Origin of the sequence: Nocardia sp. GCM10030253 (genome assembly GCF_042675075.1) — a bacterium.
Lineage (GTDB): Bacteria > Actinomycetota > Actinomycetes > Mycobacteriales > Mycobacteriaceae > Nocardia.
Genome location: NZ_JBHTDL010000005.1, coordinates 679,136 through 705,049 on the forward strand (window position 1 = coordinate 679,136; position 25,914 = coordinate 705,049).

The window sequence follows — 25,914 nt, forward strand, 5'->3', positions numbered from 1 at the left end:
TAGGATTTCGGTTTAGTCGCGGTTCAGCGTCGAACCCCGAGGAGCCGGACTCCGGCTACCAGAGGGGGCGCAGATGCCCGGTGCACAGTGTGGCAGTGACGGTGAGCGCGAACTGCAAGACAGGCACGGTACGCAGGACAGAGCCGGGCGCTTCTACGACGACCAGGTGCTCGACGAGCTGAACCCCACGATGATCGAATTCATCGCGCGGATGGACATGGCGTTTATCGCCACCTCGGATAAGCACGGAGAATGCGATGCCAGTTTCCGCGCGGGCGTGCCCGGTTTTCTGCACGTCATCGACGAACGCACGATTGCCTATCCCGAATACCGGGGCAACGGCGTCATGGCCAGCCTCGGCAACATCCTGGAGAACCCGCACGTCGGCATCCTGCTAATCGATTTCGTCCGCGATCTGATCGGCCTGCACATCAACGGCTCGGCCCGGATCGTGGACGACGGCGTGCTGCGCCGATCGGTCGCCGACCTGCCGGAGAACCACAAAGGCCGTGCCGCCGAACGCTGGGTGGTCGTCGATATCGAAGAGGCCTACATCCACTGCCGCAAGCACATTCCGCATCTGGTGCCCGCCGCGCGGGAACAACGCGACTGGGGCACCGACAACATCCGCGCCAAAGGCGGCGACTACTTCGGAGCCAAAGCACAATCCCGCGAACCGGCCGAACCCAGCCTCCCCACCTTGGTCCCGCGCTAACGCTCACAATCCTCGCCAGCGATAGGTGGTCCGCAGCTGTAACCGCACACTCGGTATACGGAGTGTGCGGCTGCGACACGGGGTGTTCGGTTGGCTGATGGGCTGGCCGGGGGTCAGTGGATTTTGAAGATGACGGCTCGCTGGACGATGAAGTTGATGACGGTGGCTGTGCCCTGGGCTACTACGAAGGCCAGGGGCAGGCGCCACCATTCGTCGGCTAGCGCGTGGTACATGACCCAGTTCAGGCCGACTTGGACTGCGAAGGTGACCGCGTAGAGGGCGATCACGGCCAGGAAGCGGGCCCGGCTCGGGGGGGCTTTGAAGGTCCAGCGGCGGTTGATCAGGTAGGCGGTGGTGGTGCCTGCGATGAAGCTGATTGCCTTCGCGAGGTTGACCGGCAGTCCGACGACCTCGAACAGGAATGCGTACAGGCCGAAGTCGACGATGGCCGACAGACCGCCGGTGACGCCGAAGCGGATGATCTGTGTCTTCAGGTCGACATCGGTACCGCCCGGCTCGTCGACCAGCGGCAGTTCCGCCGGCAGCGGCAGGTGGGGTTCGGCATGCACGCGACGAGCGTAGCGGGACGGGTCCTGCGACGCAGTCGCGAGGAACCGCTTTGGGTGGGTGTGGGCCCAGCCTCCCGTACCGGGGAGTACGGCGAGGCCGACCGGATGTCCGGCCATGCATGTAGCCTCTATCCCGATGTCCACGAAAGCTCCGACCGCCACCACCACCGGTATCAACCCCGGCACAACCCCCGATGACGCGTTCGCATTGCCGACACGCACTCGGGCGTTGACCGGGTGGGGTCGCACCGCACCAACCTCTTCCGAAGTGCTCTCGACGAGCGATCCCGAACTGATCGCCAAGGCCGTTGCCATGGTCGCCGAGGACAACGACAGCAAGCCGGCCCACCTGCGCCGCGGTGTGATCGCGCGCGGGCTCGGCCGCTCCTACGGCGACCACGCGCAGAATGCGGGTGGTCTTGTCATCGACATGACCGCGCTCAACCGCATCCACCGCATCGACGGCGACACCCACATCGTCGATGTGGACGGCGGGGTCAGCCTGGATCAGTTGATGAAGGCCGCGCTGCCGTTCGGGCTGTGGGTCCCGGTGCTACCCGGCACCCGTCAGGTCACGATCGGCGGCGCCATCGCCTCCGACATCCACGGCAAGAACCACCACAGCGAAGGCAGCTTCGGCAACCACGTGCGCTCGATTGATCTGCTCACCGCCGACGGGCAGGTGCAGCACCTCACACCGAAGCGCAACGCCAAGCTGTTCTGGGCCACCGTCGGCGGCAACGGCCTCACCGGCATCATCCTGCGCGCCACCATCGAGATGGTGGTCACGGAGAGCGCGTACTTCCTCAACGACGGTGTCAAGACCACGACCCTCGACGAGACGATCGCGGCGCACAGCGACGGCAGCGAAGCGGACTACACCTACTCCAGTGCGTGGTTCGACGTGATCAGCCCGCTGCCGAAGCTGGGACGGGCCACCATCACCCGTGGCCGCCTCGCGAAGCTCGACGAGCTGCCCGAGAAGCTGCAGCGCAAGCCGCTGAAGTTCGACGCACCCCAGCTCATGACCGTTCCGGACATCTTCCCGAACTGGACCATGAACAAGGTGACGCTGATGTCCATCGGCGAGGCGTACTACCGGATGGGCGGCAACTACACCGGCAAGGTGCAGAACCTGACGCAGTTCTACCACCCGCTCGACATGATCGCGGAGTGGAACCGTGGCTACGGATCCAACGGATTCCTGCAGTACCAATTCGTGGTGCCGACCGAGGCGGTCGAGGAATTCAAGCGGATCATCATCGACATCCAGGCCTCGGGCCACTACTCGGCGCTGAACGTTTTCAAGCTGTTCGGGCCGGGTAATCAGGCGCCGCTGAGCTTCCCGATGCCGGGCTGGAACATCTGCGTCGACTTCCCGATCAAGCCGGGACTGAACGAGCTGGTCGGCGAGCTGGACAAGCGGGTGATGGAGTTCGGCGGGCGGCTGTACACCGCGAAGGACTCGCGCACCACCGCCGAGGCGTTCCACAAGATGTACCCGCGGATCGACGAGTGGATCAAGGTCCGCCGAAGTGTCGACCCCACAGGCGTGTTCATGTCCGATATGGCGAGAAGGCTGGAGCTCCAGTGATTAATGCCGTAGGCAACCCACAGACCATCCTGCTGCTGGGCGGTACCTCGGAAATCGGCTTGGCGATCTGCGCCGAGTACCTGAAGAAGGGGCCGGCGCGCATTGTTCTCGCCGCGCTGCCCGGTGACCCGCTGCGCGAGGACGCCGTCTCCCAGATGAAGGCGGCGGGCGCGAATCAGGTCGACGTCATCGACTTCGACGCCCTCGACACCGACAGCCATCCGAAGGTCATCGATACGGCCTGGGACGCGGGTGATGTGGATGTCGCCATCGTCGCCTTCGCCCTCGACGGCGATCCGGAAGAGCTGTGGCAGAACCAGCGCAAGGCCGTGCAGGTCGCCGAAATCAACTACACCGCAGCGGTTTCCGTCGGCGTGCTGGTCGGCGAGAAGATGAGGGCGCAGGGCTTCGGGCGAATCATTGCCATGTCCTCGGTCGCCGGTGAGCGGGTGCGTCGCTCGAACTTCGTCTACGGGTCGACCAAGGCGGGCCTGGACGGTTTCTACCTCGGCCTCGGCGAGGCGCTGCGCCCGCATGGCCCCCGCGTGCTGGTGATTCGGCCCGGCATGGTGCGAACCAGGTTTTCGGCGCACGTCAAAGAGGCCCCACTCACCGTCGACAAGGAAGATATTGCGACGCTAGCGGTTTCGGCCTCACAGAAGGGCAAGGAGCTCATCTGGGCGCCCGGGCCATTCCGCTACGTCATGATGATCCTGCGCCACATCCCGCGCCCGATCTTCCGCAAGCTGCCCATCTGAGCTTGCCTGCCGCATCTCGGCGTCCTCCGCACCCGTTCCCGGGATCCGCACCTCGTGCGGGTGCCAGGAGCGGGTGCGGATCCATAAGCAGGGTACGGATCGCCGGGAACGCACCGGGCGGCGTCCGGTGTGCGCGTCCCGCCTCCGGACCTGGCAGCATGAGCGCCGGTCGCCCACGTGCGCGGCGGCCCGCGCCAGTGCCGAGCAGAGTGAATCCGGAGATGCCATGCGAGTAGTCGGAGAAGGTTGCGGCAGCCACCTCACGGTGTGCCGATCTCACCGCGGGGCGACTGGCGCTGTGGCCACCACGATGGTGCCCGCCACGGGCATGGCCGTACTGTCCGACCAGCAGACGGTACAGCGCGGCAATGGGGTGGTTCGGTGAGCACGGTAGTCGTGGAGCGCGGTACCGACCCGAGGCGCAGCCGCGGCGCACTGATCGCGCGGTATGTCGGCTCAGGTCTCGGCGAGGCGGTGCTTGCGGCGATAGTCGCCGTCATTGTGGTCACCGTTGGGCTGGTGGCGTTTTCGATGGTCCAGTGGCCTGCGTTCAACTCGTCCAATGTGACTCGGGCACTGACCACGGTCGGTCAGGTTGTCGCGGCGGTGATGCTCGCGGTCTCGATCGCGTTGATCCGGCTGCGCCGGTGGCCATGGGTGGCGAAACTGCTGTCGTGGGTAGGGGTTTCGACGTTCGTCACCTTCACCCTCGGCATGCCGCTGGCGGCGACCGAGCTGTATCTGTTCGGCGTCTCGGTGGATCAGGAGTTCCGTACCGAGTATCTGACACGGCTCACCGACAGTGCGGCGCTGCACGACATGACCTACGCGGACCTGCCGCCGTTCTACCCGGCCGGGTGGTTCTGGATCGGTGGGCGCGTGGCGAATGTGCTCGGGATGGACGGCTGGGAGGCTTTCAAGCCGTACGCGATCGGGTCACTTGCCGTCGCGGCGGTGATCTCACTCGTACTGTGGTCCAAGCTGATTCGCGCGGACTGGGCGGTCGGCGTCACCGCGGCGATCACGGCGGTCGCGCTGACCACCGCCGCGCCGGAGGCCTACGGCGCCGTCATCGTCATCCTGCTGCCGCCCGCTCTGGTGCTCGCGTGGGGTGCGCTGTACCGGCCAGGTGAGCACAGCCGGAAAGAAGCGGCGGCACGATTTGCCGACCCGGCCGCAGACGGATACGCCCCGGCAGGCGATGCCGATTCGGCAGCACCCAGCAGCGGAACCGCCACCAGAAATGCACCACTCGGCGATGTCGACCCGACCGAACCCAGCAACCGAACCACCAACAGAAATGCACCAGTCGGGGCTTTCGACCCGACGGAAACCGGCAGCCGGACGGCAGGCGGCTGGGGCGCGGTCATCGGGACTGGGCTGTTCCTCGGCATTGCCGCCATGTTCTACACACTGTATTTCGGGCTCGCGGCCTTCACGATCGGGCTGATGGGTCTGATCGCCGCAGGGCTCGCAGTGCGAGAGCAGCGAGCGGCCGGGCATCCGCGTCAGGCGCGAGCGGCCGGCGAGACGACGGCCACAGCCCGGCCGTGGCGCGCCGCGATTGCACCGCTGGTGCGGCTGGTCGTGATCGCCGCGATCGCCGGGGTCGTCGCGCTCGTGGTGTGGCTGCCGTACCTGTTGAAGACGCTGACCTCGACCACCCCGAAGTCCGGCACCGCCCTGCACTATCTGCCCGAATCGGGCTCTGAGCTGCCGTTGCCGATGACAGAGTTCTCATTGCTCGGCGGCCTGTGCCTGATCGGTACGGCGTGGCTGGTGGTGCGGGCGTCGTCGTCGCGGCGGGCCCAGGCACTCGGCATCGGTGTCGTGGCGATCTACCTGTGGACGCTCCTGTCCATGGCGGCGACGGCCGCGGGAACCACGCTGCTCTCGTTCCGGCTGGAGCCGGTCCTTGATGTACTGCTGGCCGCGGCGGGCGTGTTCGGCTTCGTCGAGGGTGCGAGGGCGGCGTATCAGGCATTCAACGAGCCGAGCCGGTTCCGGCTCGCGGTGATCGTGGTCGCCACCGTCGGCGCGCTCGCGTTCACCCAGGACATTCCCCGAGTGCTGGCCCCGGAAATCACCACCGCCTACACCGACACCGACGGAAACGGTGAACGCGCGGACAAGCGCAGCCCGTCGGCGGTGTCGTACTACCGCGAAGTCGATGCCGCGCTGCTGGCGCAGACCGGACGCCCACGCTCGGGCTCGGTGGTCCTCACCGCCGACACCAGCTTCCTGGCCTTCTACCCCTACTACGGTTTCCAGGCACTCACCTCGCATTACGCGAACCCATTGGCTGACTTCGCGGGTCGCGCCGCAACCATCGAGAGCTGGAGCAAGCTGGACTCCTCCCGCGCCATGCTGGACGCACTCGCGGCCGGCCCCTGGCGCGCACCCGACGCCTTCCTCTTCCGCCGCGACGGCGACAACTACACCCTCCGCCTGGCCAAGGACGTCTACCCCAACGACCCCAACGTCAAGCGCTACACCGTGACCTTCCCCAAAAAGCTCTTCACCGACCCCCACTTCACCACCACCGACATCGGCCCCTTCACCCTCATCACCGTCAACCGATAGCCAGGTCGGCCAACAGCCGTCCGCACACCCCTTCGCGCAGCTTCACACCTCGCACCAGCGGTGTGAAGCTGCACAAAGGGTGTCAGGACGTCCACGGGTTGGTGCGGGACGAGTGATTGCGTGAGCAATTGGGTAACCGGCCCGGGACGTCCGGAACTCAGCCGGATAGGCGACGTGGGAAGGAACCCAGGTGTCGCGGGCACCCACGTGCACGGCCGAAAGGTCGACTGCCAGGGTGTTCACAGGGTGGCTGGGTACTTTGGACGGCTTGTTCTGCCATCTGGAGGAGTAGTTCGTTTTGCAGGTCGAGACACACGAAGTTGTAGGCGTCGTTTCTGGAGGATCGGCACCGAGTGGAGTGTCTCTACCCGATCGGAAGGGGTCGGTCCGGAAACGCGGGCTGCGGCGGATTCGGGGTGGGCGGAGCGATCTGATCGTCGCGGCGGGGTATCTCGCGTTGGCGGTCACAGTGTTGTCGGGGCAGTGGCGCAATACACAGAGTGGGTATCTGATCAAGAGTGGTCAGGACCAGACGATGTGGGAGTGGTTTTTCGCGGTTACCGCGCATTCGGTAGCCGATCTGGAGAATCCGCTCGGCACCGATCTGCAGAATTTCCCGGCCGGGGTGAACATGATGGCCAATACGGCAATGTTCGGGGTCGGGGTGCCGCTTACGCCGATCACCTTGTTGTTCGGGCCGACCGTCACATTCGTGCTGGTGCTCACGCTCGGCTCGAGCGGCACTGCGTTCGCTTGGTACTGGCTGTTTTCCCGTGAGCTGGTCGACTCCCGGCTAGCCGCCGCGATCGGAGGTGTGTTCTGCGGGTTCGCACCGGCGATGATTTCGCATGCCAACGCGCATCCGAATTTCGTCGCGCTGATGCTGCTTCCGATTATCGCGGGCCTGCTCATCCGTATGGCACGTCGCGCGACAATCGTGGTCGATGCGGGAGACGGTAAGCCGCGCAGGCGTATTCGTGATGCCGTGGTACTCGGCCTGCTCGTTGCGATGCAGATTGCACTCGGTGAGGAACCGCTACTGATCTTCGCGCTAGCCTTCGGCCTTTTCGCCGTTGTGTACTACCTGCACGCGCCGCGCACGGGGGTGCGAGTGCTGCGCGCGCTGGTCCCGACGGTCGCGCTCGCGGCGGTAGTCACGGTGATGCTCACCGAGATTCCGCTGTGGTGGCAGTTTTTCGGGCCACAGAGCTATCGCTCGATCGACCACGGACCGATGGGCAACGACCTCAAAGCCATCGTGCAGTTCCCGTCCGAATCGCTGGGCGGGATGTTCGCGCCAGGCCAGTACGTGGCTATCAACGAGACCGAACAGAACGCCTACTTCGGCTGGCCGCTACTGCTTTTGCTGTCCGTCACCGCGGCGATGCTGTGGCGTGCGCGCGTGGTCCGCGCCGCCGCTGCGGTGATCGCGGTGTTCGGGGTGCTGTCGCTGGGTGCGGTCGCCATGCTCGGCAAGCAATCCACCGGGATCGAGCTGCCGTGGCATTGGGCCGAACAGGTCCCGCTGCTCAATACGGTGCTGGAAACCCGGCTCACCATGGCGGCCATCCCGGCCATCGCGGTGATCCTCGCGCTGGCCACCGACCGCGCGGTCGCATCGTGGCAGCGGTCCGCGGGCGACTGGAAACCACTGGCCTGGTTCGCCGCACTGGCACTCGCGCTGCTGCCGCTGGTACCGACCGTCCTTCCGGTAACCACGCGCACGCCGACGCCGGAATTCTTCACCGACGGGACGGTGCGCGACTACGTCAGCGGCGGTTCGGTGGTCATGGTGCCGCCGCCGCGACCGGCCGATGCGCAAGCGCTGCGCTGGCAGGCCGACGCGAACTTCGACTTCCCACTCGCGGGTGGCTATTTCGTCGGCCCGACCGGCACCACGAAGAAGGGCATCTACGGGCCGGAGACCAGACCGACCACCGCGCTGCTCGTCCAGGCGCAGGACACCGGCACCGTGCCCGCGATCGACGCCGACGCACGCGCCCAAGCCCTCGACGACCTGCGGTTCTGGCTGGCAGACGTGGTGGTATTGCCGTCGACGAAGAACACCGATGTACTGCGCACGACCATGACGCAACTGCTCGGTGCCGCGCCGACACGGGTCGATGACGTGTGGCTCTGGGACGTTCGGACGCTGCGGTAGCAGGGATCACATACAGCGGTAGATAGCATCAACCCCCGTGCGACCGGACCGATCATCACGAGCGTTCACCCGTAACCGCCTGATCGCCCTCGTCTCCGGGCTTCTCGGATTCGTGCTGGCGCTGCTGACACCGCTGTTACCGGTAAAAACGGACCAGGCGACGCTGGACTGGCCGCAGGCAGGCTCCAGCAGCGTCGAGGCGCCGCTGGTGTCCTATGTGCCACAGCGGTTGAGCGCGACGCTGCCGTGCTCGATCGTGCAGGCGGCCGGGTCGGGCACGCTGCTGTCGACCATTCCCGACGGCTCGGGTCAGACGACGGCCAAGGGTCTGGTCGTCTCGGTGACCGACGGGGTGCTCTCGCTGGTGCTGCGCGATGTTCCGCTGCTGTCGGCGCCCGTTGCCGAGATCGCGGGCTGCGACGCGGTCACCGTCAGCTCGACGGCGGCCGCGACGACCGCCGAATTCGCAGGCGCGCAGCGCCAGGACGGGACGCCGTTCCGCAACACCGTGGCAAGGGACATCCGGCCACAGGTGGTCGGGGTGTTCACGGATTTGAACGCTGCGCAGCTCGACGGCGCCCGATTGCACGCCGATATCGACTCACGATTCTCCTCGACGCCGTCGGTGCTGAAGTTGACCGCGATGATCGCCGCGGCCGTTCTCACGATGGTCGCGCTGGTCGCACTGCATCTGCTGGACAACGCCGACGGCAGGCGTGCACGCCGCTTCCTGCCCGCGCATTGGTGGCGGTTCACCATCGCCGACGGTGCGGTGCTCGGCATCCTGGTGCTGTGGCATTTCATCGGCGCCAACACCTCCGACGACGGCTACATCCTGAACATGGCGCGCGCCTCCGAGCCCGCCGGATATATGGCCAACTACTACCGCTGGTTCGCCGTGCCGGAGGCGCCGTTCGGCTGGTCCTACGAAGTGCTGGCATGGATGACCAAGGTTTCCGACGCCAGCCCGTGGATGCGGCTGCCGGCGCTGATCGCGGGCGTGGTGTGCTGGCTGGTGATCAGCCGAGAAGTGCTGCCCCGCTTGGGCGCCAGGGTGCGGCGCAACAAGGTCGCGCTGTGGACGGCCGGGCTGGTCTTCCTCGCCTTCTGGCTGCCCTATGACAACGGCCTGCGGCCGGAACCGCTGATCGCCGCGGGCGCGCTGCTCACCTGGTGCTCGATCGAACGTGCCATCGCGACAGGGCGACTGCTGCCCGCAGCCATCGCGGTATTGATCGCGGCGTTCTCCCTTGCCGCAGGGCCGACCGGACTCATCTGCATCGCGGCGCTGATCGCCGGGTCTCGACCGGTGCTGGAGATCATCATCAGGCGGGCACGGGATGCCGCTGGAACGCTCGGCGGTGTGCGTCGAGCCGAGGCCGACGCGGATCTCGCCGCCAGCAAAGCCGACGGCGACACCGAGACCGTGGGGCGTGGAACTGATTCCGCCACCGTCACCGCGACGACCGATCGAAACCCCTCGCGGCTGGCCGCGTTCTTCCGATACGCGGCCCTCCTGGCTCCCGGGCTCGCCGCCGGAACCCTGGTCCTGGTCGTGGTTTTCGCCGATCAAACGCTCGCGACCGTCATGGAAGCGACACGGGTGCGCACCATCGTCGGTCCGAACGTGGCCTGGTTCGATGAACGCACACGCTGGGATTCGCTGCTGATGCTGGCTCCCGACGGGTCGCTTTCGCGGCGCTTCGGTGTGCTGGTCATGCTGCTGTGCCTGCTGGTCTGTGTGCTGCAGGTGCTGCGCAAGGGACGGATTCCCGGTACCTCGCGCGGGCCTTCGGTCCGAATCCTCGGCATCGTGTTCGCATCACTGCTGCTGATGATGTTCACACCGACCAAGTGGACGCACCACTTCGGCGTGTATGCCGGACTGGCCGGATCGCTGGCCGCCCTTGCGGCGGTTGCCGTTGGCAGCGAGGGAATTCGTGCGCCGCGCAATAGGGCGCTGTTCGCCGCCGCGGTGCTGTTCCTGCTTGCGATCACTTTCACCGGATCCAACGGCTGGTGGTATGTCTCGAGTTACGGCGTGCCATGGTGGGACAAGGCGCCGTTGATCGCGGGCAAGGGCATCTCCACGCTGTTTCTCGTGCTCAGTGGGGTGGCGCTGGTCGTCGCGGTGTGGCTGCACTATCGCGAGCCGTACCGTCGGGTCCGCGACGCCGCCCCAACGCGTTTCGATCGGTTCGCCTCCGCGCCGCTGACCATCGCCGCGGCGGTGCTCGTGCTGTTCGAGGTGGCCTCGCTGGCCAAGGCGGCCGTCACCCAGTACCCCGCCTACTCCATCGCGAAGTCGAATCTGGAGTCGGTGTCGGGCAATTCGTGCGCACTGGCGAACGAGGTGCTGGTGGAGACGGACACCCCGGACTCACTGCTGCTGCCCTTCACCGATTCCCCTGGTGGTGTTGGTCCGAACGACCTGCAAGCAGTCGCCAGCGGCGGATTGTCGGCGGAATCGAAGGGATTCACCCCTAACGGCGTCGCGAGCGACCTCACCGCCGACGCCGACGAAACGGTATCGGGCGGCGCCAATTCGGTGAACACCGATTCGAAGAACAAGACCACCAAGACAACCGGAGCGGGCACCGGCGGCGGCACCACCGAGCAGACCGGCATCAACGGCAGCACTGTGGCATTGCCGTTCGGCCTCGATCCCGCGCGGACTCCGATCATGGGCAGCTACCAGGAGAGTGACCAGCAGCAGGCGAAGCTGACCTCACAGTGGTATCGCCTCGACCTGGCCGACAGCATGCGCCATGACCCTGCCTACCGGGTCCTGGCGATCACCGCCGCGGGCCGGATCCGTTCGGTCGACGCGGACGGCGTCGTCACCTACGGTGCGGAACTGCGCCTCGAGTACGGGACACGTGCCGCGGACGGTGACATGAAGGTGCTCGGCTCGGTGACCCCGCTGGACATCGGTCCCGCCCCGTCCTGGCGAAATCTCCGTGTCCCACTGGACCAATTGCCGCTCGAGGTGAATGCGGTACGCCTGGTCGCCGTGGATAACGACATCACCCAGAAGCAATGGCTGGCACTCACCCCACCCCGGCTGCCCAAACTGGCGTCCCTGAATTCCGTTGTCGGCTCGAAGGATCCGGTCATGCTCGACTGGCATGTCGGCCTCGCCTTCCCCTGCCAGCGCCCCTTCGAACACCACGACGGCGTCGCCGAGGTCCCCGACTGGCGCATCCTGCCCGACCGCGTCGGCTCCGACGCCTCCAACGCCTGGCAAGACGACATCGGCGGCGGCCCCCTCGGCTGGACGGGCCTGCTGCTGAAGTCCCAAACCATCCCCACCTACCTCGACAGCGACTGGTCCCGGGACTGGGGCTCCCTCGAAAGGTTCACCCCTTACGACCCGAAAGCTGCCCCCGCGACCATTGGCGTCACCGTCGAAACCCGCAACGGCTGGACCAAATCCGACCCGATCCGTGTGCGCTGATCGCTCCCTGACCTACACCCGGTCCCCACACCCCGTGTACCAGCCGAACACCTAGTACACGGGGTGTGAGGCCCCAACACGGGGTGTGAGGTGGTGTGACTGCCAGTAGATCACTACTCGAGACGCAACCACAGCCAGATGACCACGTCGGAACCCGACACCACGCACCCGACTGCGGGAGGTCGGCCAGGGACGGCACCCGACGCGCCCAGCACTGCCCCCGGTAATCCCTGACCCCGAAACCGCATACACCTGACGAACGCGACCAACGATGCCTACCCCGACCCCGACCCCACCCCGAGTGGTGTTAACACCCCCTGTCCCAACCGCACACCTGGTATACGGGGTGTGCTGTTAGAACACGGGGTGTGAGGTGGTGTGACTGCCAGTGGAATCACTGCTCGAGACGCAACCACAGCCAGATGACCACGCCGGAACTCGACGTCGCGCACCTGACTGCGGGAGGTAAGTCGGGTACGGCACCCGACGTGCCCAGCACTGGCCCCGGTAATTCCCGGGTAGGCGAACCTTTCCGGGACGGCATCGTGGTGGGTTCGTTCCCGGAACGCGCCCCGCTCGGGCCCGGCGATGGAGAACAGGTTGCGTTGGGGTGGTTTTCAGGGCAGTGCTGGGCGCGTCATGTGGGGTACCCGGCTTACCTTCCGCAGTCAGGTGCGCGGTGTCGGGTTCCGGCGTGAGGACTGGCTGTGGTGGCGTTGTGGGGGTTTTTGGGTCAAAGATGTTGTTGCGGGGCTACTCTCGAAGTAGGTGCTAGGGGATTACGACGAGGCGGCCGCGTAGTCCGCCGGCTGCGAGGCGCTGTTGGGCCGCCGCGACTGCGTCCAGGGGGTAGGTGTCGGCGACCCGGAGGGTCAGGTTGCCGGTGTCGACTGCGGCGACGAGGTCGTCGAGTTGCTTGCGGTCGGCGTGGACCAGGACTGTGGTGACCTTGGTGCCGCGCAGCGGGATCGGGGTGGCCGCGAGGTTGATGGAGACGAAACGGCCACCGGCGCGGACGGCGGCGAGGGTTTGGGGGCCGAGGGTGGCGGCGTCCAGGGCGGTGTCGACGCCGCCGGGGATCAGTTCGCGGACGGCGTCGGGCAGCGACGATTCACGGGGGATGAAGTCGGTGGCACCCAGTGCGCGCACCACTTGCTCGTCAGCGGCGGCGGCCGAGGCGATCACCCGGATGCCTGCTGCGGCAGCGAGTTCGACGGCGTAGCCACCGACGCCGCCCGCGGCACCGGTGATCAGCAGCGATTCCGCCGGTTGTGGGTCGATGGCGGCGAGAGCCTGGAGTGCGGTCAGGCCGTTGAGTGGAATCGTCGCGGCGGCAATCGAATTCACGGTGGTCGGGGCCGGAGCGACATTGCCCGCCTCGAGGACTACGTAATCGGCCTGTGCGGCCAGCGAAACATCGAGTCGGTCGCTGAGGCCGATCACCGGCTGGCCGGGCACGAATTCGGTGACGTCGGCGCCGACCGCGTCGATGGTGCCCGCGACGTCCCAGCCGATGCCCCATTGGTCGCGCGGTGCCGCGAACGGTGTGCCGCCGACACCATTGCGGACCATCAGGTCGACTGGATTAACCGCCGCCGCAGCGACTTTGATCCGCACCGCACCACGCCCCGGTTGTGGCGTCGGTACCTCCACGAGCTCGACAACGGCTTCGAGACCTGGGCTGCGGACGACTGCTGCACGCATGATGTTCCTTTCCTGTTGGGCATCGACCAACCTAGGCTCGCTACTATCCAATGGGTAGTAGTTACCTGAGAGTGCGTAACGGGGAGCAAAGGAAGTCGATGGCGACCACAACGGCGGCGCAGCACCGGGAGCTGGCCAAACAGCAGTACGACGCCTTCGTAGCGGAATGCCCCACCCGGCAACTGCTGGACCGGATCAGCGACAAATGGGTGAGCCTGGTGCTCATCGCTCTCGCGGACGGCCCGCGGCGCTATGCGGAAATCAACCGGGTCATCGCCGGTGTCAGCCCGAAGATGCTCACCCAAACCTTGCGCACCCTCGAACGCGACGGTCTGGTGGAACGCCGGATCACCGCCGAGGTGCCCGTCCGGGTCGACTACGAGCTCACCGCGTTGGGTCGCAGCCTGCAACCGGTGATGTCGGTGATCAAGGCGTGGGCGGAGCAACGCATGGGCGATGTGCTCACCGCACGGGCGCGCTACGACGGCGAGTCGACCTAGCTCGGCGTCGCTGTTTCGAGCGACCTGCGAGCAGTCCCTAGCGGCGCTGGTTTCGAGCGACCCGCGAGCAGTCCCTAGCAGCGCTGGTTTCGAGCGACCCGCGAGCAGTCCCTAGCAGCGCTGGTTTCGAGCGACCCGCGAGCAGTCCCTAGCAGCGCTGGTTTCGAGCGACCCGCGAGCAGTCCCAAGCGGCGCTGGTTTCGAGCGACCCGCAAACAGCCCCAAGCGGCGCGTCCCGACTACCCCCATGATTGGCAATCCGAAATCCTGCCGAACGTGCCGCTTGACCGTAATCTGAGCACCATGACCGCGGCCTTCGATGACATGGATCTACGCGACCTCGTCGGACTGCTCACCGCCGACGAGCAACGGGAACTACGACCGGCGGTGCTGCGTGTACTAGCCCGCCACCCCTCACCCGAGCTGCTTCGTCGTGAACTCGGCCTTCGCATGACGAAGGTCTGACCACCCGTCCGAGCACCTCGAGCAGAAAGGCCGTCGCGCCGGTTGCGATAACCGGCGCGACGGCCTTTCGTTATGCGGGGGCACCCAGGGGTGCCCCCGACGGGGCTAGAACACTCTCAGCTGCCCCGGCGACCACAGGCCACCGCGCGTAGCCGTGCCGGTCTCGAGCTTGGCCGGAGTGGCATTGCGGTCGTACTGGTCGTAGCGCTCCAGGGAACCCCAGTCGCGAGCCCAGTCGTCCTTCATATAGGTCGGGACGGTTGTCGACTTCGCCAGCATCTGCGAGAAGCCGAGCAGACCACCGAATTCTTCGGCCTGCCAGGTGTTGGTGGAACTGACGGCAAGCGGGCGGTCCGGCAGGATGCGGTAGCCGGGCACCTCGGCGACACCGTTCCTGTGGTCGAGCGGGCGCTGGCACGGGAACTGTAAGCCGACCGCCCAGTCCAACAGGACCGGCTGCTCGGAGCCGATGAAAGTGTTGAGCGACTGCAACTTCGGCATCCGCGGCGGGGTGAAGGCCAGCCACTGATCACCGATCAGGATCGGGTCATTGGCGACGATCCGCACCGCGTCGGCTTCCGGCGCGATCTGGTCGAGGGGAACGCGCAGATTGCGCCAGGACGGGAACGGGCCGATATCGCGCGGCAGGTAGGTGCCGAGCGATTCGACGCTGCCGTCGGGCAGGCGCTTGCCGTAGTCGACGGTCAGCGACTGGCCGTACTTGACGTCGCCGGTGTCGTCGATCGACAGGATGCGGCCGGCCGCCGAGATCACCACGAGCGGCGTCTCCGACGAACGGGCGGGCAGCTGGTACCAGCTGGACACCACGTGCGAGGGCTGCTGCACGCCCTCCTGGTAGCTGCCGAGGATCGGGGTCGTCGCCGGGTCGAGCCCGAACGGCAGCGCCACGGTGCTGCCGTTGACGCCACGCGCGCCCTCGCCGCCGCCGGTGCCCGCGCTCTGGCCCTTCTCGAACGCGGCGCCCACCGACTGGGTGGAGGTGTTGCCGGTACCCGGCTTCACCTCGACACTGTCGGCGGACAGATCCTTCGGTACGCCGTTGGGATCGAAGCCGACCGGATCGGCCCCGGCGAGCGGGTCGTTGGGATCCTTCAGCGCAGTGGCCGGGTCGACGATCGGCTGCAGCCTGCCGCCGTTCGGATCCGGTTCCACCAGAATGTCGTTGGCGAGGCCGCAGGTATTGCCGCCGAGCGAGTCGAAGTTCGAGCGGGCGAGCGAGTAGGCCGGGTACTGCGAGTACGCGCCCTTGACCAGCGACAGCACCTCGATGGCGACCATCAGCGCGGCGACAACGGTCAGCGGGATGGCGGCGAACTTGCGGATTCGCTTGCCGCGGACCGACTTCGCCGACGGCTGCGGCTTGGTGTAATCCTCGCGCAGCGCGTACCAGGCGACCAGCGCGAGTGCCACACCGAAAAGCACCAGCATCAGCGTGTTCGACTGGTAGCCGTGCAGCGAGATCCGCTTGTCGAACCACGGCACACCGAAGCTGGACACGTACCAGTAGCCGTTGATACCGGAGAACGAGATCGCCAACAGGAATAGCAACCCGGCAAGGAATATCGCTCGATTCTTCCGAGCTCGCAGCGCGCTCGCCGAGACCGCCACCGCGGTGACCGCGGCCAGTGATCCGGCGATGCCCGCGTAGGCGCCGAAGTGGTGGGTCCACTTCGTCGGGTTGAACATCATGAAGAAGATGGTCCCGAAGACCACGCCCATCAGTCGCCAGGTCGGGCCGCTGGCGATGCCGGGAACCTGCCTGCGCCGCAACAACACCAGCATGGTGGTGAACAAGCACAGCAGCATCGCCAGGAAAGCGAACCGGCGCGGAAGCGAGCCGTCGACGGTCTCGACGAACAGGTAGTAGTAGCGCAGGTAGTCCTCGTACCAGGCGAGGTTCGGCCCGGTGACCTGACGAACCCGGTTGGCTTCCTGGATACCGGCGAAGGTCTGGTCGCTGTAGACCACGATCAACACCAATAGACCGGCCGCCGCTATCGGCGCGAGCAGCGGCAGCGTGCCGAACTGCCGATGCCGTCGCACCACGATCCGAACCAGCGGACGGATACCGGCGAGCAGGGCCGCCACACACATCAAACCGGTCGGCGCGGCCGCCAGCGTGAACGCGGCGACCAGAATCGCGACCGCCGCGGGAAGCAGGCGACCGGTGGCGATGGCCCGCTCGATCGAAACCCAGGTCAGCAGCGCACCGAGCGCGACGATCGGCTCCGAGCGCAGGCCGTTGTCGAACGGCATCCAGAACGCCAGGAAGACCAGACCACCGGTCCACAGCGCCACCTTGCTGTTGCGCACACCGCGCCCGAGACGGGGCACCACCTCGCGGCTGATGACCATCCAGCAGAGGATTGCGCAGGCCAGTGCGGGCAGGCGAACCCACGGGCTTGCGGTAGAGATCTCCGAGAAGACCTGGATTACGTAGTAGTACCAGCCGAACGGCGCCTCGGGGACGCCGTACCAGCGGAAGTAGTTGGCCGTGTAACCCGCATGCGGCGCGACCCGCACCATGCTCAGGATGTAGCCGTCGTCGGAGGTATTGGCGCCGACGAAATGCCACACCAGCAACGTGCCGATGACCGCGCCGTCCGTCCAGGTCGGCTTCAGCCAGTTGGCGGGCAGGAACCGGCGGTGACCGCGCCCGTCGCTACCGTCCAGCCTGGCAAGCGCACCGAGGGCGATCAGGGTGCACAGCACCGCCGCGATCATCGCGATCAGCTTGATCACCGTCGGGCTGGAAGTGAACCGGGTATCGACCGTCATCTCGAACGACAGCCCGGAGGGCGCCGCGCCCTGCAGATCGGAGAAGACACCGACCACCTGCGGCCGCAGGTCGCCGCCCAACTGCCCCGCGACCGGCACCGTGACCGATTGCTCGGCCCCGGGCGCCCCGCCCTCGACCGGCTTCTGGACCGTCGTGGTCAGGCCGTCGAACGTCGCCTTCGTGCTGTTGGCGTCGGAGCTGATGGTGATCGACGAGCACTCACCCATCTGCGAGCGCTGCGCCGAGGCAACCACCGCGTTGCGGTCGATCACGTCCACCGCAGTGTCGGACACCCGGACGAACATGGCCTCGAGCGCTGCCCGATCCCCCTGCGGCGGCGCGGTGGCAAGCAGCATGCCGCCCTGCTCCGGCAGCTCCGCGATCGTGGAGCACGGGATGGTGGCTTTCAGCTCGATCGGCACCTGCGACATCAGCGGCGCCTGCACGTTGCCGAGCTTGCCGTCCTGCGGCCAGTTCAGTACGGCGGTCGTCTGCGAGACAGGTAGGAATGGACTCGCCAGCGCGAACAGTGCCCCCAGCACACCCGCGACCAGCGCGACTATTCGCGCGGTGCGGAAATCGTTCGGCGCGGCCGCGGGCGCGGCAGGCGGTTTCGTTAAGACAGCGGTAGCGGCGTCGGGCACGGTTGGCAATGCTATCTGCCCGCGTGTCTGCGCGGGCGGCGCATACACACGAGCCGCGTCATCCTCCCAGCAACTTCCGAGCCGACTACCGGTAATAGCCGCCCCATACAGGCGAAAGCCGCGGTCATCGGCCTGATATCGACGATCATGAGAACACCGGAAAAAGGGCCGAATAGCCGAGAAGGGGGCTTGGCGGCAGCCGGGGCGAACAGAAAGTAGACCCCGAATGGCTGACCTGTCGCACGGTCAGTGGAAAGCTGGGGGTCATGACCAAGGTGAATCTCGAGACGAATTACGGACAGATCGTGCTGGAGCTGGACGATGCGAAGGCCCCCGCCACCGTGGCGAACTTCGTGGAGTACGTGAACGCCGGCCATTACAGCGGCACCATCTTCCACCGCGTTATCCCCGGCTTCATGATCCAGGGCGGCGGCTTCGCGCCCGGCATGCAGCAGAAACCCACCAAGGCCCCGATTCAGAACGAAGCCAACAACGGCCTCAAGAACGACAAGTACACCGTCGCGATGGCGCGCACCAACGACCCGCACTCGGCCACCGCGCAGTTCTTCGTGAACGTGTCGGACAACGGCTTCCTCAACCACACCGCACCGAGCCCGCAGGGCTGGGGCTACACGGTGTTCGGCAAGGTCGTCGAAGGCACCGAGGTGGTCGACAAGATCGCCGCCGTCAGCACCGGCTCGAAGGGCGGCCACCAGGACGTACCGAGCGACGACGTCGTCATCGAATCTGCCTCTATCGCCTAACCCACCGTCGCACAATGGAATCGGGCCGCGCCACCGCGGCCCGATTCGGGCGACTGTGGCTGTCGCCTGCTAGAGGGGAAGCAGGTGGTGTTTGCGCGGGTTGCGGGCTAACTTCTTGTCGCGCAACAGATGTAGCGCGCGGCGTAGCTCCAGGCGGGTGGCTGACGGCTCGATGACGGCGTCGATATAGCCACGCTCGGCGGCGACCCACGGTGTTGCGATGGTCGCGTTGTAGAAATCGATCATCTGCTGACGCACGGCCGCGCGCTGCTCCTCCGGAGCCGCCGCGATCTGCTTGCGCCCGATCAGGCTGACCGCACTCTCGGCGCCCATCACCGCGATGCGCGCGGTCGGCCACGCCAGATTCACGTCCGCACCAAGCTGTTTCGAGCCCATCACGGCGTACCCGCCGCCGTAAGACTTGCGGATAACCACGGTGACCTTCGGAACGGTTGCCTCCACATAGGAGAACAAGAATCGGCCGCCACGCTTGATGACGCCGATCTTTTCCTGCTCAACACCGGGTAGGAAGCCGGGGGTGTCCACCACGAAAATCAGTGGAATCTCGAACGCGTCACACATGCGCACGAAATGCGCCGCCTTGTCGGATGCCCGCGCGTCCAATGCACCGGCGTACACCATCGGCTGATTGGCCACGACGCCAACGCTGCGCCCGTCCACTCGAGCGAATCCGGTGATGACATTGCGTCCGGCCGGCGCACCGACCTCGTGGAAGTCGCCGTCGTCGAAGATGCGCAACAGGATTTCGTGCATGTCGTAGCCCGCGTTATCCGAGTCGGGGACAAGCGAATTCAGTTCCAGATCGCTCTCGGTGATCTCGGGCTCCAGGCCAGGATTCACCACCGGCGGCAGCTCCTGGCAGCTCGTCGGCAGGAAGCCGAGGTATGCGCGCACCCACTCGAACGCGGCGGGCTCGTCCTTGGCGACGTGATGGATATTGCCGTACTGCGCTTGACTGTTCGCGCCGCCGAGTTCCTCGAGACTGACATCCTCACCGGTGACCTCCCGGATCACGCCGGGGCCGGTGACGAACATGTAGGCCTCTTCGGTGGCCACCACCACGTCGGTATTGATCGGTTCGTACACCGCGCCGCCCGCGCACTTGCCGAGGATCAGCGACACCTGCGGCACCATGCCGGACAGCGGTTCGTGACGTCGCCCCAGCTCGGCGTACCAGGCCAGCGACGTCACGGCCTCCTGAACGCGGGCGCCGCCGGAGTCGTTGATGCCGACGACAGGGCAACCGACCTTCGCCGCGTATTCCATGATGCTGGCGACCTTGCGGCCGAACATCTCGCCGACCGACCCGCCGTAGACGGTCTGATCGTGCGAGAACACCGCGACCGGCCGACCCTCGACGAGGCCGTGCCCAGTGACCACACCGTCGCCGTACAGCGCAGTTGGATCCCCCGGCTTGCGCACCAGCGCACCGATTTCCACGAAGGTGCCCGGATCGAGCAACATATTGATCCGGTCGCGGGCGCTGGGAATTCCCTTCTTCGCCCGCTTCGCTACCCCCGCTTCCCCCGCCGGTTCCTGCGCTAATTCAAGTCTTCTTCGCAGGTCGGCGAGTTTCTCGGCAGTCGTGGTCACTTGGCCCCTCTCATCAGGTGCGCCCCTAGGGGGCAATCACGGCAAGCTTCGCCGTGAGGTCAGCTCCGATCTTCCCGATCCGCGGCTCATCAACGATCTGCAGGTGGTCGCCTGCGATGTGGATGACCTCGAGATTGGGAATGTATTCGTCCCAGCCGCCGTTGGGCCGCCGATCGGCGTAGCGCGGCTCCAGCTCGATCATGCCGTCGTGATAGCGATCCGCCAGGTACAGCACCACGTCACCGTCGTAGTGGGTCGGTGTGGTCTTGGACAGGTGCCGTCCCTCGATCCACGAGGTGCGCTGATGCTCGAGCACACCGCCGGGAATCTTGGTGCCGCTGATCTTGATGAGATCGCTGATCATCTTGAACTGTTCCTCATCGGAGGCCGCGGCCAGCGTCTCCAACTGCTCGCGGTCCAGCTCACCCTCGACGCCATAGGTCTTCTTGGCGAAGGCCTGGTAGCGCTCGACGCGGCGCACCCGTTCCTCGGGGCTGTTGTCCTCGCCCTCGGTAGGGATGGCCAGGTCGATCAGACCGACAATGCGCACATCGGCGCCCTCGGCCCGCAGCAGCTGCGCGACCTGCAGCGCGAAGACCGCGCCGAGCGACCAGCCGTACAGCACATAAGGACCGTCACCCTGGATCTTGCGGAGTTCGGGCAGATACTGACGTGCCCGCTCGACGATATCGCCCTCGACCCGCTCGAAGCCATACATCGGGGTGTCGGACGGCAGCCGCTTCAGCAGCGGCTCGTAGACCAGGGTGTTGCCACCCGAGGGATGGAATACGAAGACCGGCACCGCATTCGAGCCCTCGGCGCGCGCTCGCAGCGGCCGGATGAACCCTTCCACATCGGCGCCGCTGTCCTGCAGTCCGCGCACAATGTCGGCGAGCTGCTCGATGGTCTCGCAGTCGAGCACGTCGTCGATGGTGACCTCGGCCTTGACCCGTTCCGTGAGTCGGGTCGCCAGCTTTTCAGCGAGCTCCTCCTCCAGGATCGGCAGGGTATTGAAGATGCCGCCCGCCGATTTTCCGGTGACGATCGCCCAGGTGGCGAAGGTCAACCGCTCGGCGGCGTCACGCGGTGGCACGTCGTCCTCGTCGGCCGAGGACTGCGTGCCGAAGACCGACTCGACCGCCGCGGGGGCCTGCTGCGCGGCGGCGACCGCCTGCTCGGTCGAGCTCGGCGCGGGTGTCGCCGGAGCGGCGGCACCGGTGACGTCTGCGACCGTCTCGGCCTCCGCGACGATCGCCTCGGCCTCCGCCTCCACCGTGGTGTCCTCGGTGTTCAGCGAAACCCCCTCAGCGGCAGCGGCATTCGCCACCGCTGCGGCAGGGTCCTGACCGGCCTCCAGGGCAGCGCGGGCCGCAGCGACGAACCCGCCGTCGACCGCGATTTCCTCGCCCGCGGCCTGCTTCTCGGCCATCGCCTGCATCTCTTCGCGGTGCTCGATGGCGTAGTGCAGAACCTTGCCCACTTCGTTCAGGTTCGCATCGCGCACGGCCTGGATCTGCAGCTGCGGGATATCGAATTCGTACTCGACCCGGTTCTTGATGCGCATCGCCATCAGCGAGTCGAGGCCGAGCTCCATCAGCGGGATCTCCATCGGCAGATCCTCGACCGCGTAGCCCATCGACTCGGCGACGATAAGCGCCAGCCGCTCCTCCAGCGTCTGGTTGCCCTCCGGATCCCAACGGTCACCGAAGGTTTCGACGATCTCCATATCCGCGCCGCCGGCGCTCGCCGACTCGGCGCCAGCGACAGGCGCGGCGACAAAGGGTTCGGGCAGCCGCGCACCGGAGGAGAGCACCCCGTCGAACAGCAGCCGGAAGACCGCGCCATCCTTGGCGTGCACCTGGACCGAGCCACCGCCCGGGTACGGGGTCAGGGTGGTGGTCAGGGTGCCGGCAGCGGGGACCGCGGCGTACGGAACCGAGACACCCAGCGAAACATCGCTGAGCACCTGTGCCGCAGCGGCTTTCACCAGCGCGTCCAGCTCGGTGACGGCCGAGGCCTGCACCTCCCATACGTGCCGCCCGTCAGGCAGCGCGACGTGCGCACCCGGCACGCGGGTATTGCCGGCGTCGGCGGCCATCCGCGCGTTCGGCCAGTACTGCTTGCGCAGGAACGCGGTGCGCGGAATATCGGCGTACGCGCCCGCGGGCAGCAGCGACGACAGATCGACACGGTGTCCGTGCACATACAGCTGGGCCAGCGCGGCGATTACGCCCGCGGACTCGTCTTCCTTGCGCTTGAGCGTCGGAATGAGCTGCGCGTCGTGCAGGCCCGCCGCGAAGGTGGTGCCGAGCACCTGCATCAGCGCAACGGAATTCGGCGCCAGCTCCAGGAACGTGGTGTGCCCGGAGTCCACCGCGAGCTTCACCGCATTGGTGAAATACACGCTGTGGCGCATGTTCTTGACCCAGTAGTCCTCGTCATGCACCGGGTCGCTGCCCGCGCGGTAGAACTGCTCCTTGTTGACGGTCGAGTACAGCCCCGCCTTCAACTTTGTCGGCTCGATACCGGCCAGCTCTGCCGCCAGCTCGCCGAGCAGCGGATCCATCTGCGAGGTGTGCCCGGCACCGCGGGTCTGCAGCACCCGGGAGAATTTGCCCGCGGCCTCGACCTTCGCCACGATCGCGGCCACCTGATCCTGCGGGCCGCCGATCACCGTGTTGGTCGGCGCCGCGTACACCGCGCACTCCACGTCCGGGTAGTCGACGAGCATCGCCTCGACATCGTCGGCGCTGAGCTCGACCAGAGCCATATTGCGCACATCGGCGTCGGTGATCATCGCTTCACCCTCGCCCATCAGCCGCGAGCGGGCGCAGATCACCCGTACGGCATCCTCTAGCGGCAGACCACCGGCGATATAGGACCCGGCGACCTCACCCATCGAATGACCCACCACCGCGCCGGGTTCGGCGCCGTGCGCGCGCAGCAGTGCGGCAAGGCCGATCTGGATGGTGAAGATGCCGACCTGCGAGGTGCCGACGTCGTAGTCCTGGTTGTCGTCAAGGATCATCTCGCGCACCGAGTAACCGGCCTCGTCCTGCACCAGCTCGTCGACCTCGTCGACGGCCTTGCGGAAGATCGAGTTCTCCAGGTAGAGCTGCTTGCCCATCTTGCGGTGCTGCGCGCCGAAACCGGCGAACACCCAGATCGGACTGTTGGCGGCGGGGGCGTCCGCGGTGAACACACCGGTGCCCGGCTTGCCGGACGCGATGGCGCGCAGACCCGCGACCGCCTCTTCATGAGTCTTGGCCAGCACAACACCGCGCGAACGGTGATGGCTGCGCTTGGCCAGTGCCCGCGCCACATCCGCGAGCGGAACATCCCGACCCGCGTCGGATTCCAGCCAGTCGGCCAGATCCGCGGCGGCGCGACGACGACGCGAGGGCAGATAGGCCGAGACGGCCAGGATCACCGGCAGCGGCTCTTCGCGCTCGGTCGACCATTCGGCCTCGGGCGCTTCGGCTTGCGCCGCTTCCACGACGATCTCGGTCGCGTCCGCGATCACGTCGGTCGTCTCTTCATCGGTGACGACGGAACCCTCGACGGCGGCTACGGGCTTGGCCGCCGCCGCGGGCTTGGCAGGCACGTACTCCTGCACGACGAGGTGCGCGTTGGTGCCACCGAAGCCGAAGCCGGAGATGCCGACGGTAGCGGTGCCGCTGTAGCGCGGGAACTCCGTCGGCTCGGCGACGACCTTCAGGTGCGCCTGGTCGAACGGGATGTACGGGTTGGGGCCAACGAAGTTGACGCTCGGCGGCAGCACATTGTGCTGGAACGCCATGATCACCTTGGCCAGGCTGGCCGCACCGGCGCCGGACTCCAGGTGACCGAAGTTGGACTTGGCCGAACCGAGCAACGCGGGCTTGTCGTCGTCGCGACCACGGCCGACCACCCGGCCGAGCGCGTCGGCCTCGATCGGGTCACCGAGGAGGGTGCCGGTGCCGTGCGCCTCGATGTAGTCGACCGTCGACGGCGCGATGCCCGCGTCGCGGTAGGCGCGGCGCAACACGTCGGCCTGCGCATCCGGGTTCGGCGCGAGCAGACCGTTGGACCTGCCGTCATTGTTGACCGCGGAACCCTTGATCACCGCGTAGATTTCGTCGCCGTCACGCTCGGCGTCGGCAAGACGCTTGAGCACGACCAGACCGCCGCCCTCGGAGCGGACCATACCGTCGGCGTCGGACGAGAACGCCTTGATTCGCCCGTTCTTGGCAACACCGCCGTTGCGGTCGAAGCCGAGCGTTGCCATCGGCGAAAGCAGCATGTTCACGCCACCGGCCAGCGCCAGATCCGCGTCGCCGTCGCGCAGCGCGCGCACCGCCTGGTGCACGGCGACCATCGTGGACGAGCATGCGGTGTCGATGGCGACAGACGGGCCGCGGAAGTCGAAGAAGTAGGACACCCGGTTGGGGATGATGCTGGAAACGCTGCCCATGATGGCGTACGCCTCGGCCGAGGCGGGCACATTCGGATCCGGATTGCCCAGCCCGAGCGCGGCGATCAGCTGGAATTCGTTGCTGGACGAGCCGATGAAGACGCCGACCGCCTCACCCTTGAGCTCACTCGCCGGAATCCTGGCGTGCTCCAGCGCTTCCCAGGTCAGCTCCATCATCAGGCGCTGCTGCGGATCGACCCGCTCGACCTCGATCGGCGACATCGCGAAGAATTCCGCGTCGAAGCCCTTGACGACGTCCTGGTCGAGGTAGCCGCCCCTGGTGTTGCCCTCGGCAACGGCCTCGGCGACAGCGGGCTCACTGGTGAACTCTTCCCAACGGCCCTCCGGCAGATCCCGGATCGCGTCGCCGCGGTTGATCAGGAATTCCCAGGTCGATTCGGGGGTGTCGCCCGCGCCGGGCAGGCGAGTGGAAAGACCGACGATCGCGATGTCGTGCGCCGCGCCCGGCTGGTACCCAGCCGTGTAGAACGAGTCGTCGGAGGATTCCTGCGGCAACTCCGGCTCACCGTTGATGACAACATCGGCCAGCGATGCGATGGTCGGATGCTGGTAGACCACCGTCGCCGTGAGCACCACACCGGTCAGCTCTTCGATATCACCGCCGAGCGCGATGGCATCGCGTGAGGCCAGCCCGAATTCCTCCATCGGCCGGTCGACCGTGATGTTCTCCAGCGGTTGACCGGTCGCGTCGGAAACCCAGCGGCGCAGCCACTCCCGCAGTTCGGCAACCGACATGTCGGTCACCGCAGGCTTGGCATCCGCAGCGGTAGGCGGGGTGTCGGTCGCATCGGCGAGCTCAACATCGGTCGTCTGGGTGGGCGTGCCCTCGTTGTCAGCCATCAATTCCTCAAGCTACCTGTCTGCGTACCGGGCGCGCCGCGAATTGACGCTCGGTGTCGGTTCGAGTGACCTGCAAGCAATCACCAGCGGTGTCGGTTCGAGTGACCTGCAAGCAATCACCAGCGGTGCCGCCTCCAGTGACCTGCAAGCAATCACCAGCGGCGTCGGTTCGAGTGACCCGCAAGCAATCACCAGCGGCGCCGCCTCCAGTGACCCGCACAAGCGACGTCGTGTCAAGCGACCTGCAAAGCAGCACTAGCGGCGTGGGATGC

At 66.5% G+C, this 25,914-nt stretch carries 14 protein-coding genes; 9 read left to right on the forward strand and 5 right to left on the reverse strand.

Annotated elements, in window-relative coordinates:
* The first annotated feature begins 73 nt into the window (after positions 1–73).
* Complete coding sequence (locus ACFQZZ_RS11540; RefSeq protein ID WP_378677907.1) at positions 74–715, forward strand: pyridoxamine 5'-phosphate oxidase family protein; 642 nt, start codon at positions 74–76, stop codon at positions 713–715.
* Between the two features lie 113 nt (positions 716–828).
* On the opposite strand, the gene ACFQZZ_RS11545 is transcribed toward ACFQZZ_RS11540, so the two are convergent.
* On the reverse strand, positions 829–1,284 hold the full coding sequence (locus ACFQZZ_RS11545; protein WP_378677910.1) for a GtrA family protein: 456 nt from the start codon (positions 1,282–1,284) through the stop codon (positions 829–831).
* A 136-nt stretch (positions 1,285–1,420) separates the two neighbouring features.
* Here ACFQZZ_RS11545 and ACFQZZ_RS11550 point away from each other — a divergent pair, with 136 nt between their 5' ends.
* The 5 genes from ACFQZZ_RS11550 (at position 1,421) to ACFQZZ_RS11570 (ending at position 11,837) form a co-directional block, all read left to right on the forward strand.
* Complete coding sequence (locus ACFQZZ_RS11550) at positions 1,421–2,878, forward strand: FAD-binding protein (protein WP_378677913.1); 1,458 nt, start codon at positions 1,421–1,423, stop codon at positions 2,876–2,878.
* Positions 2,875–3,636, forward strand: coding sequence for a decaprenylphospho-beta-D-erythro-pentofuranosid-2-ulose 2-reductase (locus tag ACFQZZ_RS11555; protein WP_378677915.1), 762 nt, complete (start codon positions 2,875–2,877; stop codon positions 3,634–3,636). Before ACFQZZ_RS11550 ends, ACFQZZ_RS11555 begins: the two co-directional genes overlap by 4 nt.
* 438 nt (positions 3,637–4,074) lie before the next feature.
* Positions 4,075–6,219, forward strand: coding sequence for a galactan 5-O-arabinofuranosyltransferase (locus ACFQZZ_RS11560; protein ID WP_378678424.1), 2,145 nt, complete (start codon positions 4,075–4,077; stop codon positions 6,217–6,219).
* Between the two features lie 358 nt (positions 6,220–6,577).
* Positions 6,578–8,380 carry a glycosyl transferase gene (locus tag ACFQZZ_RS11565; RefSeq protein WP_378677917.1) on the forward strand — a complete coding sequence of 601 codons (1,803 nt, stop codon included), beginning with the start codon at positions 6,578–6,580 and terminating at the stop codon, positions 8,378–8,380.
* A gap of 22 nt (positions 8,381–8,402) precedes the next feature.
* The gene (locus tag ACFQZZ_RS11570) at positions 8,403–11,837 is read left to right on the forward strand and encodes an arabinosyltransferase domain-containing protein (RefSeq protein WP_378678427.1); all 3,435 of its coding nucleotides are present in this window, start codon (positions 8,403–8,405) and stop codon (positions 11,835–11,837) included.
* 771 nt (positions 11,838–12,608) lie between these two features.
* Here the strand turns inward: ACFQZZ_RS11570 and ACFQZZ_RS11575 are convergent.
* On the reverse strand, positions 12,609–13,541 hold the full coding sequence (locus ACFQZZ_RS11575; RefSeq protein ID WP_378677920.1) for an NADP-dependent oxidoreductase: 933 nt from the start codon (positions 13,539–13,541) through the stop codon (positions 12,609–12,611).
* 98 nt (positions 13,542–13,639) lie between these two features.
* Here ACFQZZ_RS11575 and ACFQZZ_RS11580 point away from each other — a divergent pair, with 98 nt between their 5' ends.
* On the forward strand, positions 13,640–14,041 hold the full coding sequence (locus ACFQZZ_RS11580; protein WP_378677923.1) for a winged helix-turn-helix transcriptional regulator: 402 nt from the start codon (positions 13,640–13,642) through the stop codon (positions 14,039–14,041).
* Between the two features lie 276 nt (positions 14,042–14,317).
* Positions 14,318–14,506 carry a hypothetical protein gene (locus tag ACFQZZ_RS11585; RefSeq protein WP_378677926.1) on the forward strand — a complete coding sequence of 63 codons (189 nt, stop codon included), beginning with the start codon at positions 14,318–14,320 and terminating at the stop codon, positions 14,504–14,506.
* A 105-nt stretch (positions 14,507–14,611) separates the two neighbouring features.
* Here ACFQZZ_RS11585 and ACFQZZ_RS11590 read toward each other — a convergent pair whose 3' ends face one another.
* Entirely contained in the window at positions 14,612–17,950 is a 3,339-nt protein-coding gene (locus ACFQZZ_RS11590; protein WP_378677929.1) for an arabinosyltransferase domain-containing protein, read from the reverse strand.
* Positions 17,951–18,216: 266 nt separating this feature from the next.
* On the opposite strand from ACFQZZ_RS11590, the gene ACFQZZ_RS11595 reads away from it, so the two are divergent.
* Positions 18,217–18,714, forward strand: coding sequence for a peptidylprolyl isomerase (locus ACFQZZ_RS11595; RefSeq protein ID WP_378677931.1), 498 nt, complete (start codon positions 18,217–18,219; stop codon positions 18,712–18,714).
* A gap of 69 nt (positions 18,715–18,783) precedes the next feature.
* On the opposite strand, the gene ACFQZZ_RS11600 is transcribed toward ACFQZZ_RS11595, so the two are convergent.
* Both ACFQZZ_RS11600 and pks13 read right to left on the reverse strand, forming a co-directional pair.
* A complete protein-coding gene (locus ACFQZZ_RS11600; protein WP_378677934.1) occupies positions 18,784–20,328 on the reverse strand; it encodes an acyl-CoA carboxylase subunit beta in 1,545 nt (514 codons plus the stop codon).
* Positions 20,329–20,353: 25 nt separating this feature from the next.
* The gene (gene pks13, locus ACFQZZ_RS11605; protein ID WP_378677936.1) at positions 20,354–25,642 is read right to left on the reverse strand and encodes a polyketide synthase Pks13; all 5,289 of its coding nucleotides are present in this window, start codon (positions 25,640–25,642) and stop codon (positions 20,354–20,356) included.
* Between the last annotated feature and the right edge of the window lie 272 nt (positions 25,643–25,914).